Here is a 14,617-nt window from a genome sequence, read left to right as displayed (position 1 = left end):
AGGTCGGTCGTGAGGGGGTCGCCGTCGACCTCCCGGTTGATCAGCAGGGCGCGCTCGTACAGCTCCCGCGCGCCCGAGCGATCGCCCAGGGCGGCGACGACGTCGCCGAGGCCGCACAGCGGGTACACCTGGCCGTACCGGTCGCCGGCCCGCTCGAACAGCTCCAGCGACCGGCGGTAGTGCCCGGCCGCCTCGTCCGGCCGGCCCAGCCGCGCGCAGGCCAGGCCGAGGCTGTCGAGGGTGAAGGCGGCGCCGTGCTCGTCGCCGGTACCGCGCTGCAGCTCCAGGGCCCGGGTGAGCGGATCGAGGGCCTCGTCGGCCCGGCCGAGCTGCACCAGCGTGTACCCGAGCGTGTTGAGGCCCTGCGCGCGGTCGGACGGCTCGCCGTGGCGCTCGTACAGCTCGACCAGCCGCCGGGCGTGCTCGAGCGCCTCCGGCAGCCGGTTCGCCCGCGAGTACGCGACGGCCACGCTGCGCCGGGCGTCGGCCTCGGCGACCGGCAGGCCGGCGTCGCGGTAGAGGTCGGCGGCGCGCAGGCCGGCGGTGGCCGCGGCGTCGACGTCGCCGAGGAACGCGTTCGCGCGGGCGATGCCGTGCTGGGCCACGGCCTCGCCGAGCCGGTCGGCGTGGCGGTGCGCCGCCCGCGCGGCGGTCTCGTGCGCGGCGAGCAGGTCGCTCCAGCGGCCGGTGCGCTGCTGATACTCGACGAGGTTGCGGGCCAGCCGGGCCGGGTGCACGGCGAGGCCCGGGTCGTCGGAGCCGGCGGTGGTACGCACGATGGCCATGAGCGCGGAGTACTCCGCGGCGAACCACCCCAGCGCCTCCTCGGCGCCGCCGCCCTCGAGCGTCTCGGCCCGCACGCCGTGCGCGGGCGGCGGCAGCGGCACCGTGACGCGGAACGGGTCGAGCCGCCCCGCGAGGGTGGCCGACGTGTGCAGGTAGTGGTCGGCGAGCCGGCGCACCGCCGCGGGCGCCTCCGGGTCGCCGGCCGCCAGTTCGCGGGCGAAGGCGCGCAGCAGGTCGTGCTGGCCGTACCGGCCGGGCCGCGCCTCCGTGGCCAGGTGGGCGTCGGCGAGCTCGGCGAGCATCCGGGCGGCGCGCTCGGGGGTGACGCCGGCAAGACTCGCGGCGACCGGCGCGCCGACGTCGTCGCCGGGCTGCAGGCCGAGCAGCCGGAACATCCGCGCCAGCGGCGGGCGCAGCATGCGGTACGACCACGAGAACACCGCCCGCGCGTCGGTCACCACGTCGGCGCCGGCGAACGGGTCGAGCTGCTGCTCCGCGCCGGCCAGCTCGCGGGCGACGTCGGCGAGAGCCCGGCGCGGGTCGACGGCCGCGCGGGCGGCGGCGATCGCCAGGGCCAGCGGCAGGCGGGCGCACCGGTCGATGATCTCCTCGACCGCGTCGGGCTCGCGGGCCACCCGCTGCGCGCCGAGCCGCCCGGCGAGCAGGTCCCGGGCCTCCTGCCGGTCGAGCAGGTCCAGCGGAAGCGGCACGGCGCCCTCGCCGGCGACCAGGCCGCCGAGGCTGTCGCGGCTGGTGATGACGACCAGGCAGCCGGGCGCGCCCGGCAGCAGGGGCCGCACGTGCGCGGCGTCGCGGGCGTTGTCGAGCACGACGATCATGCGGCGGCCGGCGATGGCGCTGCGGTACAGCGCGGCCTGCGCGTCCAGCCCGGACGGCACCCGGTCGGCGGGCACCCCGAGCCCGTCGAGCAGCACCCGCAAGGCCTCACCCGCGCCGAATCCCGCGCCGGGCGGGCCGAAGCCGCGCAGGTTGACGTACAGCTGCCCGTCGGGAAACCGGTGTGCGGCCCGGTGGGCCCAGTGCACGGCAAGGGCGGTCTTGCCGACCCCGGCGGTCCCCGACAGCGCCGAGATGACGACGGCGACGCTCCCCCGCTCCGTGGTGGCGGCGAGTGCGTCCAGCTCGGCGATCGCCGCGCCGCGGCCGGCGAACCCGCGCACGTCCAGCGGCATCTGCGCGGGCACGGTGAACGTCGGCGCGGGCCGTGGCCGTACCGCCGCCGGGTCTGGCTCCTCGCCGCGCAGCAGCGAGCGGTGCAGCGCCTGCAGCGACGGTCCGGGGTCGGCGCCGAGCGCGTCGGCGAGCCGCTCGCGCAGATCGGCGTACACGTGGAGGGCCTCGGCGTAGCGCCGCTCGTCCCGCAGCGCCCGCATGAGACGCTCGACGGGCGGCTCGGCGCGCGGATGATCGGCGACGGTGTCACCCAGCGGCCCGATCACCCCGGCGGCACGTCCGGCCAGCAGCTCGGCGTCGGCCCAGGCGACGGTGGCGTCCCGGCGCTCCTCCGCCCAGCGGGCGCGCTGCGCGGCGGCCCAAGAGCCCTCGACGTCGGCGAGCGGTCTGCCTTGCCACAGGTCCAGCGCCGCGCGCGGGTCGGTGGCGGCCAGCCGGCGGAAGCGGTGCAGGTCCACGGCGTCGGGGTCGACGTCGAGCAGGTACGCACGGGACCGCTTGGCGATCGGCATCACGTGACGCAGCCGGGCGACGTAGACGTACACCGACTGGCGGACCCGGTCGGGCGGCTCGTCCCAGACCCGGTCGATCAGGTCCTCGACGGTGACTGGCGAGCCGGCGTCGACGGCGAGCACCGCCAGGACGGCGCGCTGCCTGGGGTGGCCGATGCCGGCCGGCTGCCCGTCGACGCGGGCCTCCACGGCGCCCAGCAGCCGGATCACGAGCGGTGGATACATCGCCATTAAGCATTCAGCAAGGTTTCCGGCCGGGGCAACAGTGATCCTTGTCGCGGCGAGGCGCTCCGGCTCGCAACGGGGGGAGCCGGAGCGCCCGGCCTCCCAACGCCATGATCGACTCTGGTTACGATGGCGTGCGAGTCGGTGTCGCGGTTGCCGATCGGGAGGTCGATAGTGGACAGTGCCGCGCGCACCCTGGCGCGGGCCAGTGTCGTGGTCGCCGGCTGGGGGTTCTGCTACACGCTTTACCGGGCGTACTACGCGTTCGGCGGCACCGCGTTGCTGCCCGGGCGGCCGGCGAATCCGAGCGATTTCAGAATGATCAACATGGTCGCGACGATCATTCTGCTCGTCGCGGCGGTGCTGCCGATCGCGATGCTGCCGCTGTGGTCGCGGCCGCGGGTGCGACCCGTTCTGCACGCCGTGTGCTGGGTGATCGCCGTCGGCTGCGTCATGCATGCTGTCATCGATGCCGCACAGCGGGTGCTCAGCCTGGCCGGGCTGCTCGACATTCGCTATCCCGAGTCAGCGTGGGCCTCGATCGACACCCGCACCGCCGACCTGCAGGACCTGTTCTTCAACGAGCCCTGGTTCCTGCTGGAGGGACTCGGCTTCGCCGCCCTCGCCTGGATCGCGCTGGGGCCGGGGCGGCCGCGGCGAGCGTGGATCGGCAGCGCCCTGGCGGCGACCGGCGCGCTGACGGTCGTCGGCCTGCTCTCCGCCACCGGAGTCATCGGCAGGCTGATCATCGGCTGACCCTCGCGCGCCGGCACCGTACCCGGAAAAGATCTTGGTGATCGGCATCAACCGATGCGGGTCGATCGGGCGTCCTACGTCCGTGACGGTGGGGCGGGGGCTGCGGGAGGCGGGCCGGTCGGTGGTGCACGAAGACGCGCGGCGCGACTTCTTCGAGGCCAACTATGACCGCCTGGCGGGTTGGGTACGCCGGCAGGTCGACGACGACGAGACCGCGCACGACATCGCCGCCGAGGCGTTCACCCGGCTGTTGTCGCGCTGGTCCGACTCGTACGACCCGCACGCCTACCTCTACAAGGTCGCGGTGAATCTCCTGCGCGATCACTGGCGGCGCGCGCTGCGGGAGCGCCGGGCGTTCGCCCTGGCGGCGGCCGATCAGCGTGACGATGCGGATGGGCGGCCCAGCCATGGCGGCGACCTGCGGGTGATGCTCGCGCCGCTGCCGGAGCACCAGCGCGTCGCGTTGCTGCTGCACTACCTTGCCGGCTTCTCGGTCAGGGAGGTCTCGGCGATCATCGGGCGCCCGGAGGGCACGGTGAAGTCGGACCTGTACCAGGCCAGAGCGCGGATTCGAGCAGAGCTGGATGGCAGTGATGACTGAACCCGACGATCGGTTCGAGGGCTGGCTGGAGCGGCACCAAGTCGAGCCGCTGGGCCCCGCGCCGGGCGCCTATGAACGGATCACCCGTACCGCCCGCCGCCGTCGCATCGGGCGGGTGGCCGTCGCCGCCGCCGCCGTGGTGGTGGGGATCACCGGCGTCACCGGCCTCGCGTACCGGATTGTCGCCGGACCGGGCCCGGTGCTTCCGCCGGGCGCCTCCGCGTCGCCGTCGCATGACGCGCCGGCGTCACCCGATCCGGCCTCGCCGCAGGCACCGGACTCGGCCGGGTCGCCGTCCACCCCGACCACGGACCCATCGGTGCCGTCCACGCGATGCCACACCAGCGACCTGAAGATCTCCGCGCAGGGCGCACCCGGCGGTGGGGCGGCCGGCAGCGAGTACACGTGGCTGGTGTTCACGAACGTCTCCACCCGCCCTTGCTCGCTGTACGGCTTCCCGGGTGTGTCGTGGGTGACCGCGGCGTCGGGTCAACAGGTCAACGACCCCACCGCGCGAATGACGGAGCTCAAACCGGCCCGGATCGTCCTCGCGCCCCAGGGGGTGGCCCACGCGGTGGTACGGCACGGCCACCCCGGTGCGTTCGAGCCCGACTGCCATGCGGTGAGCGTGGCCGGGTTCCGGGTGTACCCGCCGGATGAGACGGCCGCGGTGTTCGTGCCGTGGCCGGCCACGGCCTGTTCGGCGAAGGGCATCAACGTGGGCGCAGTCTCGCCGGTCACGGCCGGGCTCGATCCATGAGCGATCGGTAACCCGACACTCGTCAACCAGGAGCCGTTTCCCGCGTCATAGCAGGCGATCGCATCGACATCGACGGAAGGAACACTCCGATGCAACGCAGAATCGCCGCTCTGGTACTCGTACCCCTGCTCCTCGTCGCGGGCTGCGACCCGGCCGGGGAAGCGAGCGGGCAGCCGTCCACGACACCGTTGCCGGCGTCGTCCGCGCCGGTCACCACGACGTCGTCCTCGCCGCCGGGCTCGACCGTGCCGAGCGGTTCGCAAGCAGAGGCCGCGCCGTGCCGGACCAGCGAGCTGAAGATTTCCGTGCAGGGCGCACCCGGCGGTGGGGCGGCCGGCAGCACATACGCCTGGCTGGTGTTCACCAACGTGTCCGCCCGGACCTGCTCGCTGTACGGCTACCCCGGCGTCGCCCGGCTGGCCGGGCCGGAGGGGCCCCAGGTCAACGACCCGCTCGACCACATGGGGGCCACGACACCGACCCGCGTCGTGCTGGCACCGCAGGCGTCCTCCCACGCGGTGATCCAGGAGGGGCACCCCGAAGCGTTCGAGCCCAACTGCCACGCCGTCGCCATCGCCGGGCTGCGGGTGTACCCGCCCGACGAGACGGCTGCGGTGTTCGTGCCCTTCGCCGAGCGCGCATGCTCGGCCAAGGGCGTCGACGTGGGCTTTGTAGCGCCGATCGTGGCCGGGCTCAGCGAGTGACGTGAGCCCGCCCCTCACGACGCTGCCGCCTCCGGTCCTCGGCGGCGGCAGCGTCGCGGCGTGGGGGTCTGGTGTCACCCGCCGGGGCTGCTTGGTCCAGCAGCCGGGCCGCCGATGACGAACACGCCGATACGGGTGTGGCCATCGGAGGTGTAGACCGGGACCGTCCGCGGCGGTTCCGCGCCGGTTTGCAGGGTCGTGGGGCCGGGCGGGTTGAGGTCGCGGTTGTAGGCGTAGCCGCGGCGGCCGTTGGTTGCGATGACGGCGACCAGGTCAGGGGTGCCGCGCTCGTTGACCACGCCGTAGGTCAGGCCGTCAGCGTTCTTGCCCCACTCGCTGACGGCGACGTGGGCGTACGTGGCGCTGAGGGTCCACCGTGCGCCGTCGGCGGTGGTGATCGACGTGGAGTGCTGGCCGGGAGCGAGGGCGAGCTTGTAGGTGGCCACATGGCCGGCTCCGGCGTCGGCCGCCGAGCAGACCAGGGATGCCCCGTCTTCGAACGTGAAGGTGCCGGCGGTGAGGCAGGTCAGCTTCAGCATGACGTCGGTGGTGCCCTTCGGCGCCGCGCCGAGCTCCACGGTGGCCGATCCGGTGCGGGTGACTGTCACGGTGGGGGCTTCGGTGGTGACGACGTCGCCGCCGGGCAGGGAGAGCCACCCGGCGTCCGCGGCGGCGACGCCTCCGCCGAGCAGCAGCACGACGGCGCCAGCGCCGGCGACCACGCGCAGCCCGGTCCGCCGGCGCCGCGCGGAGGTGGCCTCGACGTGTTCGATCAACGCAGCGCGCAGCGCGCTCGCGTAGCAGTCGTCCATCTGCACGGTCATCACAGGGCTCCGGTCCGGTCGAGGGCCGCAGGGAAGTCCGGAAGCTGCTCGCGGATGCGGTGTCGAGCGCGGTGCAGCCGCGTCTTGGCCGCAGCCAGCGTCATCCCCAGCAGCGCGGCGGCGTCGGCCACCGCGCAGTCCTCGTAGGCCACCAGGATCAGCAAGGCCATGTCTCGCTCAGGCAGGCTGCGCAGGGCCTGCCGGAGCCGGGGGTCCACGCCTACGTCCCGGCCGGCCAGGGCCACGTCGGCGGCGTCCGACGCGGCCGGCTCGTGGGGTAGCCGGGCCAGGAAGTCGCGGTAGCGGCGGCGAGCTCGGGCCGCGTTGCGGGCCAGGTTCGCCGTGGTCACCAGCAGCCAGGGCAGCACCGAGCCGTTGACCAGCCGCACCACGGCCCGGCGACGCCACAGTTCGAGAAACGTCGAGGCGGTGACGTTCTCGGCGTCGCTGCGGGTGTCGAGCAGTCGGACGGCCTGCCCGTAGACGCGGTCGCGGTGCAGGTCGAACACGGCGGCGAACGCCTGCGCGTCACCGCCGCATGCACGCCGCCACAGCAGCGCCTCGTCCTGCTCGCTCACCGCCACATTCCGTAGTGTCCGCATCCTCACCGCGGGTTTCACCGGCTTGCTGTGCCAAGGCGACCGGGGCCGCGCTGCCAGACCGGCCAATGCGGCGGCGACCGGGTGGCGGGGTCCTGCAGCTCGGCCCGGGTGGTCAGGACCCGGCAGCCGTCGGCGGCGAGGTCGAACACCGTGGCCGGGTCGACCACGGCCAGCCGACCACACAGCCGCTCGGTTACTCGTGACTGCGATGCGCTCGCCCAGGCGACATCAAGCCGTATGGCCTTCACCGGTGACCGGCTGGTGAAACGCCGCGCGCGGAGTATCGCGTGGAACGACGGCCGACACGCAGGTACCCTGTCAACGCGGGCTGCTAGCTCAATGGCAGAGCTGCGGACTTTTAATCCGTAGGTTCAGGGTTCGAGTCCCTGGCGGCCCACCACTTGACCTGCGGTTTCATCTTGCCTAGCGCTCCGATGTGGACCGTGGCTGCTTGTTGGCTGCTCGTTGCCGCTTGCGTCGTTTCGGCCGCCTACCACCGTCTACAGCGGGTTTGACCTGCGGTTTCGGGCTGGGCCTGGCCGGAACGGTGGTGGACTTCTGCGGAGGTCGGGGCGGGTTGGTCGGCCGGTTGCGGCGGCGGATCTTGTCCCGCACCTCTCTGGCGGTGGTGAGCACGAGCCGGGCAGTGGCCTCGGCGGCTTTGTGCTGAGTGGCGGGGAGCACGCTGGTGTAGGTGTCGGCGGTGAGCACGATGCTGGCGTGGCCGAGCTGGTCCTGGACGGTCTTGAGATCAGCACCCGCGGTGCGGGCGAGGCTGGCCGCGCCATGCCGGAGATGGGGGAACTGCGCGTCGCGGCAGGTGGCGTGTGCGGGCAGCGCGCAGCGGGCGGGTCACCTATTGTTTCCCGCCGTGACTGACGCTGCTGAACCGGCCTCGATCGACGAGCCGGTCGCGATACAGGAAAAAGAGAAGCCGGCCGCGGGCCAGGAGCCGGCCGCATCGGCCGCGGACGAGGAGGCGTTCGCCCCCGCAGAGCGGGCCGCCCCGGGCTCCGCCGAGGAGCCGGCCGCCTCGGATGACGACGATGACGACGAGCCGGGCGGCGAGCCGGTCCCGTCCCGCGGGCGGGGGCGCCTCGCACTGATCGCCGCGGCCGTGCTGCTCGGAAGCATCGTGACCGGCGGCGGGGCCGCCTGGTGGCTGCTGCACCCCGACCCGCGCGGCGTGGCGGAGGACTACTTCGCCCGCCTGGCCGCGGGCGACGCCTTCGGGGCCCTGCGCGACGTCGACAAGAGCTCGATCGCCGCGGAGCTGCCCACCGCGGACCTGTTGCTCAGCGACGCCGCCCTGGTCGACCCGGCGTCGCGGCCCCAGCACATGAAGGTGATCCACGTCGCCCAGTCCGGGGGCAGGGCCACCATCACGGTGCAGTACCAGGCGAACGGCGCGACGGTGACGCAGACCCTCGACGCGCAGCGCCGCGGACGGCAGTACCAACTGGAAAATCCGCTTGTCAAGCTGTCCTTCACGAACCTGTCGGACGCGGAGAAGCTCAAGGTCAAGGTGAACGGCGTCGCGGTCGACCCGGCCAAGAACGGACCGGCGTTCCCGGGGGCGTACGCCGTCACCACCCCCGCGAACGAACTGTTCGACGGCCGGTCCGTCACGGTAGTGCCGGCGGCGGACGACGTCGCCGTGATCACGCTGCCGGCGCCCACCATGTCGGCGGACGCCAGGCCCAAGGCCGACGCGGCGATCAACACCGCGCTGCAGACCTGCTTCGGCGCCGCCTCCCCGCAGTTCGTGGCCGTCTTCGGTACCCCGGGCACGCCCACATCCTGTCCGGCCCTTCCCGGGACGTTCGCATCGATCGACATGATCGGGGACCTTCCGCTCGAGGCGCTCGAGGGTATGAGGATGACGCCGGGGAGGATGGTCGCCACCTCCGGGGCCACGCTGACGATCACCAAGCTGCCCACCTTTGCGTATGCGTCCGGGGCGGGCGGCGAATTGCGCTTCACCGGCAGTGACACCGTCGTGCACTGGTCCGTCATCTGGACGCTGTCGGACGGCCGCAAGTTCGACGGCAAGTCCGGCGACATCACCATCCAGCCGAAGGGTCACGTCGGCCTCGACGCCTCGAGCAAGATCAAGGTCACCTTCGACTGACGCGCCGCTTCCCGACGCCGCCGTCGGCACGACGGCGGCGCCCGGCGACCCGGACGGCCAACATCCTGGACGGTATCGGCTGCTGGCGCAGATCTTGACGGCGGCAGAAGTCGACACGATGGGCGAGGCGTGACGGCGGTGCGCGCCCGGCGGCGGACGCCGAGTGTTGCGGATCGGCGCCGTGGTCGCCGTACTCGTTGCGCCGCTTCTTGATCTGCTTCCGCACGGTGACGGCGGTCGATACGTCGCGCAGGAACACGGCGAGACGCCGACCCCGTTTCCGGGGGCCCTACGTCGCTGTCAGGGCTTCGGTCGGCGAGAGGCGGGCGGCGCGGACAGCCGGATAGAGACCCGCCACCGCACCCACGACGACCGTGGCGCCGACGCCGGCCAGCAGCGCCCAGGCGGGCAGCGCGACCGGCCAGCTCTGGCTGATGGCGTAGGAGGCGGTGACCAGCGCGCCGAGCACCACGCCGGTCAACCCGCCGAGCGTCGAGAGCAGGGCCGCCTCGGTGAGGAACTGCAGGCGGATCTGGCCGCGAGTGGCGCCGAGCGACCGGCGCAGGCCGATCTCCGCGCGCCGTTCGAGGACGGTGATCACCATCGTGTTGGCCACCCCGACACCGCCGACGAGCAGCGCGACCGCCCCGAGGCCGAGCAGCAGGCCGTTGAAGGCGCGTTCGGTGGCGAGCTTGGCTGCCAGCGCGTCGGAGGGTCGGGACACCGCGACCTCGTACGGCGCCTCCGGGTTGGCGGTCGCCGCCAGCACGTCGCGGACGGCTGTGACCTGCGAGTCGACGGTACGCAGGTAAATCGTCGTCGGGTGGTCTTCGGCGCCGAGGTATGTCCGTGCGGCGTTCGTGCCGATCAGGGCGGTGCTGTCGAGCTCGGGCAGCAGCGTGACCGGCGCCAGGATGCCGACGACCGTGAACCCCTTGTGGCCGATGTACACCACCGCCCGAGGGTCGGGCGTGGTGATCCCGAGCCGCCGGGCGGACTCGGCGCCGAGCACCACCGCCGGGAAGTCGGCGGCGGCCGGGTTGAGCCAGACGCCGCCCGCCATGGTCGCGCCGATCGTCTCGGTCAGGTCGAGGTCGGCGGCGAACGGGACGATGCCGTTGGTCTGCCGCGGCGGTACCCGGTCGTTGCGATAGACGTGCACGTCGTCGGGCAGCTTGCGGAGCGCGGCCGCGTTGGTTACCGGCCCGATCCGCTCGATCATGCCGACGGCGCCGTCGGGCAGCACCGCTTTCTCGCCGGGGGTCACCCTCAACAGGTTGGTGCCCAGCGCGTCGAGGGTCTGTCGCAGGTCGGCCCGGCCCGAGCCGGAGATGCCGACCACGGCGAGCATCGCGGCGATCCCGATCGCGATGCCCAGGGCCGACAGCACGGCCCGCAGTGGCCGGGATCGCAGGCCGACGGCGCCGAGCCGGAGCACGTCACCGACCGCGAGACGGCGCCCCGGCCGGCTCATCCGGTGACCATGCCGTCGTGGACCCGGATGCGGCGGGGGAGCGTGTCGGCGATCGCGCCGTCGTGGGTGATGACGATCACGGTGGTACCGCCGGCGTTGAGCGTACGCAGCAGGTCCATGACGGAGGCTCCGGCGGCGCTGTCGAGGTTGCCGGTCGGCTCGTCGGCGAGCAGTAGATCCGGCTCGCCCACGACCGCGCGGGCGATCGCCACCCGCTGACGCTCGCCGCCGGAGAGCTCGTGCGGCCGGTGGTGTGCCCGGTGCGCGAGCCCGACCCGCGCCAGCGCCGCGGCGGCCAGCGCGCGGCGCTCCGTGCGCCGCACGCCCGCGTACAGCAGCCCGTCGGCGACGTTGTCGAGCGCGCTGACCCCGGCCGCGAGATGGAACTGCTGGAACACGAACCCGATCGACGCCGCCCGCAGCGCCGACAGTGCGCGGTCGCCGAGCGTCGCGATGTCGCGCCCCGCGACGATGACGCGGCCCTCGGTCGGCCGGTCGAGCGTGCCGATCAGATTGAGCAATGTGGATTTTCCCGAGCCGGAGGGACCCACGATCGCGGCGAGCTCGCCGCGGCCGACGGTCAGGTCGGCACCGCGCACGGCCGTGACGTTCCCCTGGTACGTCTTCGTGACCCCCCTGAGCTCCACGACGGTCACCGGGCCATCCCCACGGTCATGTCCTCGCGGATGTCGGGCCCGCTCACCTCGACGCGGCCGTCGGCGAACAGCCCCGTGGTCACGGCGACGATCCGGGTCGTGGAGCCCTCGACGACCTGCAGACCGTAGCCGCCCTCGGCGAGCGCGAGCAGGGCGCCGACCGGCACGGCGAGCACGTCTTTACGGGTGGACGCGACGAACCGGACGCGGACCGCGCCGTCGCCGGGTGCCGCGAACGCCTTGGGGTCGTCGGCGGCGACCACGACCTCGACGGTGGGCTCCGCGGCGGACGCGGCGGACGCGGCGTCGGGTGTCCGCACCGACTGGACCGTCCCGGGCGCCGTCGACCCGCCGGGCAGCTCGACGGTCACCTTCGTCTTCACCGCCGCCAGGCTCGCGCTGCGCGCCGGCAGTGACGCGGTGACGAGCCGGGTGGTCTCGGTGAAGGTGAGGAGCGGGCCCTCGGCGACCTGACCGGCCCTGACGACGTGTGATGCGACCCGGATCGGGCCGGGCGTGTAGAGGACCCGGCCCAGCTCGACGGTCCCGGTCTCCGGCAGGCCGAGATCGCGCTGCCAGCGCTTGACCGCCGAGGCGGTCGACGCGGTGTATTCGTCGTCGACGGTGAACCCGGTGTAGCCCAGCGCTTTCAGGTTGGTCTCGAACTGCCTGACGTCGGCTCCGACGGTTCCGCCGACGGGCGCCGCCGAACCGGTTGGGCTCGCTGCCGCCGACTGGTCACTGTCCGACCTACGGTCCGAGGTGGTCGGCGGGGTGAGGTCACGGTAGGCGGGCAGCGTGCCGTAGAGGAGCACTACCGGCCGGTCGTTGATCCGGACGGTACCCGCACCACGCTCGATCGTCGTGCCCACTTCCGGCAGCGCCGTCACCGTGCCCGTCAGGCGGCTGATCAGCTCCTGCTCCGGGCCGTAGCCGAGCTTGCCGTTGACCACGGTCACGTCGACCAGCGTCGTGCGGGTGATCGTGGTCGTCTCGGCCTCCGGCCCGGGTCCGGCGGCCGGGCCCGACGGCCACGCGTAGGCCACCGCACCGGCCGCGACCAGCACCGCGACGCCGGATGCGGCGACCGCGACGAGCCACCGCCTCATCGGTTCTCGGGAAGGTCGTTGGCCGGGTCGTCGTACAGGTGCCGGCACTTTGCCACCGCGTCCTCGTACTCCGGCGTCGACCTGTAGGAGGGGTCGGTCCGGCCCTGGACCATGCCGTTCTCGTCGGGTATCGGCTCGTCGATCCCGTGGCTGCGCATGCAGTCGAAGTAGGGACGGGACCGCTTGATCTGAGCCTGGTCCATCTTGACCGGCCAGGTCGCCGGCAGGAACTGCTTGCACTTTTCGTGCGCCTCGATGCGCGCCACCATCGTCTCGACGGAGGTCCTGGGCGTGACGACGTAGGTCTTGACGAGCGGCTCTCCCTCGACGGAGGTCCTGGGCGCGATGACGTAGGCGCTGACGAGCGGCTCCCCCTCGACCGGGTCGGGCGTCTCAGCCCCGTTCTCGGTGAGGCAGCGCGTGTAGCGCAGCGCCTTGTCGTAGTCGGTCTCCCTGGCTGCCGCCGACGGGCCCGCCGCCGCGGAGGCCGAGGGTTGTCGCGCGCTGGCCACCTCGGGTGTCGGTGGGGACGACGAGCACGCCGCGAGGCCGAAGAACGCAACCACGACGATGACAGCGCGTCTCATCGCACACTCCCGACTGAGTCGACGATCGCCACGTGCTCGACGGCCTGGCGGATCAGGATGCGCGAGGCCGGCTCGGTGGCTTGGTTGGGTGTCGTGAGCCGGAGGATCATCCGGTTCACGCCGAGATAGGCGTAGGTGGAGGCATCGAAGACCAGCTCGGTCTCGGCATCGCGGCTCCGGTAGGCGAGCGCGACACCCGAACGCCCGGCCGCGTCGACGACGCCGGGCCGCACCATGACGCCCGGGATCCGCCCGAGCGCCGCGACCACCGCCGCCTGCACGGCCGACGCGTGCTGGCTGACGTAGAGCACGCGGGCGGCGTTGTCGAAAGCCTGGTCGTCACTGGTGCCCGACCGGCGCAGGTAGGCGAGCATCGCGTCGACGTCGACCGGCAGGCTGCCGTCGGAGCCCAGGTCGGGCATGCACGGCACACGCCACTCCGGCACGGCCGTGCTCTGGTAGCCGTCGCGGCATCCGGCGACCGTCGCGTCGCGCCAGGCGGCCGCCGGCTGGTCGCGCGGGCGCTCGCGCACCAGGCCGTCGCGGGTACCGTCGACGGACCGCCATTCGCGCACGAGGAGCGGTCCTTCGTCGGCCGGCCGCGTCGACCGCCCGTCGACGGTCAGGTAGAGCACCACCGACTCGGTATAGATGAACTGGTCCGGCCAAGCGGTCGCCGCCGGAACGGCCGCCGCCCGCTCCGACGCGAGCCGTACCACGTCCACCGTCGCCGGCGGCGGCCGGCCGTCGCCGGAGCTGGTGATCACCACGGGGCCGGTGATGGCCGCAACGGCCGCGGCCGCCGCGACGCCGACCAGCGCCGTCTGCCAGATGCGCGACCTGACCCAGCTCCGTGGCCGCGGCGCCCGGACGGGCTCGGACAGCACCCGGCGCCGCAGGCCGGCCGGCAGCGCCCCGGTCGGCGGCGCGAGCTGATCGCCGAGTTCCCGCACGATTCGCAGGTCGGGGTCCATCACGCCTCCCCGGTGGGGTCGATGTCGCCCAGCACGGCGCGGACCTTGCGCCGGGCGCGGTTGAGCCGGGACCGCACGGTGCCCAGCGGGATGTCGAGCGCGGTGGCCACCTCGTCATAGCTGAAGTCGCACCAGGCGATGAGCAGCAGCACGTCACGGTCGCCGGTGGAGAGCTTGCCGAGCGCGGCGACGAGCGGGGCGCGGACGGCGGACGCGGCGACGCGTGCCGCGACGCGATCGGCGTGCCCGTCGACGGCGGACTCCGCCACGGTCCGCAACAGCGCGCGGTAGTGCGTCTTCTCCGCCCGGAAGTGCCGGGCCAGCTTGCGGGTGAGGATGCCGAACAGCCACGGCCGGGCGTCGAGCCGCTCCGGGTCGTAGGAGTCGCGCTGCGCGAACGCGGCGAGGAACGTGTCGGCGACGACGTCCTCGGCGGTCTGCGCGCCCACTCGCTGGTACGCGTAGTGGTAGAGCTGCTCTGCGTAGCGGTCGTACAGATCCGCGAACCGGTCCGGGTCCGTACGGGCAGCGCGCATCGACTCAGCGTCGACGCCCATTGCCTCCCGGATCACGATAGGTATTTCCACTTCCCCCGGCCCGGGTTCACGGTATTTTTTTGGCGACCGCCGACGCCCACACTGGGGCGGCGCATCCTGGGTGCTGGCACGATTGAGAGCGGCCGGCCTCCGGACCGACGGCGGGCGCAGCACGTGGCTGCTCAG

17 protein-coding genes and 1 tRNA gene are annotated in these 14,617 nt (G+C 73.2%); 7 read left to right on the top strand and 11 right to left on the bottom strand.

The window, feature by feature from the left end:
- Positions 1-2,717: AfsR/SARP family transcriptional regulator (locus ABD352_RS03885; RefSeq protein WP_344610786.1), on the bottom strand; the 2,717-nt coding region annotated here is incomplete at its 3' end.
- Positions 2,718-2,891: 174 nt separating this feature from the next.
- Between ABD352_RS03885 and ABD352_RS03880 the strand changes: the two genes are divergently transcribed.
- The 4 genes from ABD352_RS03880 to ABD352_RS03865 all read left to right on the top strand — a co-directional run bounded on the left by ABD352_RS03880 (position 2,892) and on the right by ABD352_RS03865 (position 5,538).
- Positions 2,892-3,473, top strand: coding sequence for a DUF3995 domain-containing protein (locus tag ABD352_RS03880; RefSeq protein WP_344610785.1), 582 nt, complete (start codon positions 2,892-2,894; stop codon positions 3,471-3,473).
- A gap of 37 nt (positions 3,474-3,510) precedes the next feature.
- Positions 3,511-4,074, top strand: coding sequence for an RNA polymerase sigma factor (locus ABD352_RS03875; protein WP_344610964.1), 564 nt, complete (start codon positions 3,511-3,513; stop codon positions 4,072-4,074).
- Positions 4,067-4,834, top strand: a complete 768-nt coding sequence (locus ABD352_RS03870) for a DUF4232 domain-containing protein (protein WP_344610784.1) — start codon at positions 4,067-4,069, stop codon at positions 4,832-4,834. Before ABD352_RS03875 ends, ABD352_RS03870 begins: the two co-directional genes overlap by 8 nt.
- Positions 4,835-4,923: 89 nt before the next feature.
- Positions 4,924-5,538, top strand: coding sequence for a DUF4232 domain-containing protein (locus tag ABD352_RS03865; protein ID WP_344610783.1), 615 nt, complete (start codon positions 4,924-4,926; stop codon positions 5,536-5,538).
- A 74-nt stretch (positions 5,539-5,612) separates the two neighbouring features.
- Here ABD352_RS03865 and ABD352_RS03860 read toward each other — a convergent pair whose 3' ends face one another.
- From ABD352_RS03860 to ABD352_RS03850, 3 genes are read right to left on the bottom strand one after another with little or no spacing between them, the layout of a single operon-like run.
- Positions 5,613-6,362, bottom strand: coding sequence for a hypothetical protein (locus tag ABD352_RS03860; RefSeq protein ID WP_344610782.1), 750 nt, complete (start codon positions 6,360-6,362; stop codon positions 5,613-5,615).
- Positions 6,362-6,940, bottom strand: a complete 579-nt coding sequence (locus tag ABD352_RS03855) for an RNA polymerase sigma factor (RefSeq protein WP_344610781.1) — start codon at positions 6,938-6,940, stop codon at positions 6,362-6,364. Before ABD352_RS03855 ends, ABD352_RS03860 begins: the two co-directional genes overlap by 1 nt.
- Positions 6,941-6,978: 38 nt before the next feature.
- A complete protein-coding gene (locus tag ABD352_RS03850) occupies positions 6,979-7,212 on the bottom strand; it encodes a hypothetical protein (protein WP_344610780.1) in 234 nt (77 codons plus the stop codon).
- A 77-nt stretch (positions 7,213-7,289) separates the two neighbouring features.
- On the opposite strand from ABD352_RS03850, the gene ABD352_RS03845 reads away from it, so the two are divergent.
- The 3 genes from ABD352_RS03845 to ABD352_RS03830 all read left to right on the top strand — a co-directional run bounded on the left by ABD352_RS03845 (position 7,290) and on the right by ABD352_RS03830 (position 9,095).
- A tRNA-Lys gene (locus ABD352_RS03845) sits at positions 7,290-7,364 on the top strand.
- A 320-nt stretch (positions 7,365-7,684) separates the two neighbouring features.
- Positions 7,685-7,843, top strand: a complete 159-nt coding sequence (locus ABD352_RS03835) for a hypothetical protein (RefSeq protein WP_344610779.1) — start codon at positions 7,685-7,687, stop codon at positions 7,841-7,843.
- Entirely contained in the window at positions 7,836-9,095 is a 1,260-nt protein-coding gene (locus ABD352_RS03830; RefSeq protein WP_344610778.1) for a hypothetical protein, read from the top strand. The genes ABD352_RS03835 and ABD352_RS03830 overlap by 8 nt, the downstream gene beginning before the upstream one ends.
- Here ABD352_RS03830 and ABD352_RS03825 read toward each other — a convergent pair.
- Genes ABD352_RS03825 through ABD352_RS03795 form a run of 7 tightly spaced genes read right to left on the bottom strand, consistent with a single transcriptional unit; the run spans position 9,082 to position 14,431 of the window.
- The gene (locus ABD352_RS03825) at positions 9,082-9,354 is read right to left on the bottom strand and encodes a hypothetical protein (RefSeq protein WP_344610777.1); all 273 of its coding nucleotides are present in this window, start codon (positions 9,352-9,354) and stop codon (positions 9,082-9,084) included. The two genes, ABD352_RS03830 and ABD352_RS03825, sit on opposite strands and share 14 nt — an antisense overlap.
- Positions 9,355-9,384: 30 nt before the next feature.
- Positions 9,385-10,569, bottom strand: coding sequence for an ABC transporter permease (locus tag ABD352_RS03820; RefSeq protein ID WP_344610776.1), 1,185 nt, complete (start codon positions 10,567-10,569; stop codon positions 9,385-9,387).
- Entirely contained in the window at positions 10,566-11,225 is a 660-nt protein-coding gene (locus tag ABD352_RS03815; protein ID WP_344610775.1) for an ABC transporter ATP-binding protein, read from the bottom strand. Before ABD352_RS03815 ends, ABD352_RS03820 begins: the two co-directional genes overlap by 4 nt.
- Positions 11,222-12,334 (bottom strand): peptidoglycan-binding protein, encoded by a 1,113-nt coding sequence (locus tag ABD352_RS03810; RefSeq protein WP_344610774.1) that lies wholly within the window; start codon positions 12,332-12,334, stop codon positions 11,222-11,224. Before ABD352_RS03810 ends, ABD352_RS03815 begins: the two co-directional genes overlap by 4 nt.
- Positions 12,331-12,921, bottom strand: coding sequence for a hypothetical protein (locus tag ABD352_RS03805; protein WP_344610773.1), 591 nt, complete (start codon positions 12,919-12,921; stop codon positions 12,331-12,333). The genes ABD352_RS03810 and ABD352_RS03805 overlap by 4 nt, the downstream gene beginning before the upstream one ends.
- Positions 12,918-13,895 (bottom strand): CU044_5270 family protein, encoded by a 978-nt coding sequence (locus ABD352_RS03800; RefSeq protein ID WP_344610772.1) that lies wholly within the window; start codon positions 13,893-13,895, stop codon positions 12,918-12,920. Before ABD352_RS03800 ends, ABD352_RS03805 begins: the two co-directional genes overlap by 4 nt.
- On the bottom strand, positions 13,895-14,431 hold the full coding sequence (locus ABD352_RS03795; RefSeq protein WP_344610771.1) for an RNA polymerase sigma factor: 537 nt from the start codon (positions 14,429-14,431) through the stop codon (positions 13,895-13,897). Before ABD352_RS03795 ends, ABD352_RS03800 begins: the two co-directional genes overlap by 1 nt.
- Positions 14,432-14,617: the final 186 nt, after the last annotated feature.

The organism is Dactylosporangium salmoneum (assembly GCF_039532525.1).
In the GTDB taxonomy this organism is placed as follows: domain Bacteria; phylum Actinomycetota; class Actinomycetes; order Mycobacteriales; family Micromonosporaceae; genus Dactylosporangium; species Dactylosporangium salmoneum.
Note: the sequence above shows the minus strand (reverse complement) of the source record. Positions and strands in the feature narration are given on the sequence as shown.

Coding starts and splice junctions, on each gene's coding strand:
- ABD352_RS03820 (WP_344610776.1), bottom strand. CDS start 10,569: ATGAGCCGGCCGGGGCGCCGTCTCGCGGTCGGTGACGTGCTCCGGCTC.
- ABD352_RS03800 (WP_344610772.1), bottom strand. CDS start 13,895: ATGGACCCCGACCTGCGAATCGTGCGGGAACTCGGCGATCAGCTCGCG.
- ABD352_RS03805 (WP_344610773.1), bottom strand. CDS start 12,921: ATGAGACGCGCTGTCATCGTCGTGGTTGCGTTCTTCGGCCTCGCGGCG.
- ABD352_RS03860 (WP_344610782.1), bottom strand. CDS start 6,362: ATGACCGTGCAGATGGACGACTGCTACGCGAGCGCGCTGCGCGCTGCG.
- ABD352_RS03865 (WP_344610783.1), top strand. CDS start 4,924: ATGCAACGCAGAATCGCCGCTCTGGTACTCGTACCCCTGCTCCTCGTC.
- ABD352_RS03810 (WP_344610774.1), bottom strand. CDS start 12,334: ATGAGGCGGTGGCTCGTCGCGGTCGCCGCATCCGGCGTCGCGGTGCTG.
- ABD352_RS03870 (WP_344610784.1), top strand. CDS start 4,067: ATGACTGAACCCGACGATCGGTTCGAGGGCTGGCTGGAGCGGCACCAA.
- ABD352_RS03795 (WP_344610771.1), bottom strand. CDS start 14,431: ATGCGCGCTGCCCGTACGGACCCGGACCGGTTCGCGGATCTGTACGAC.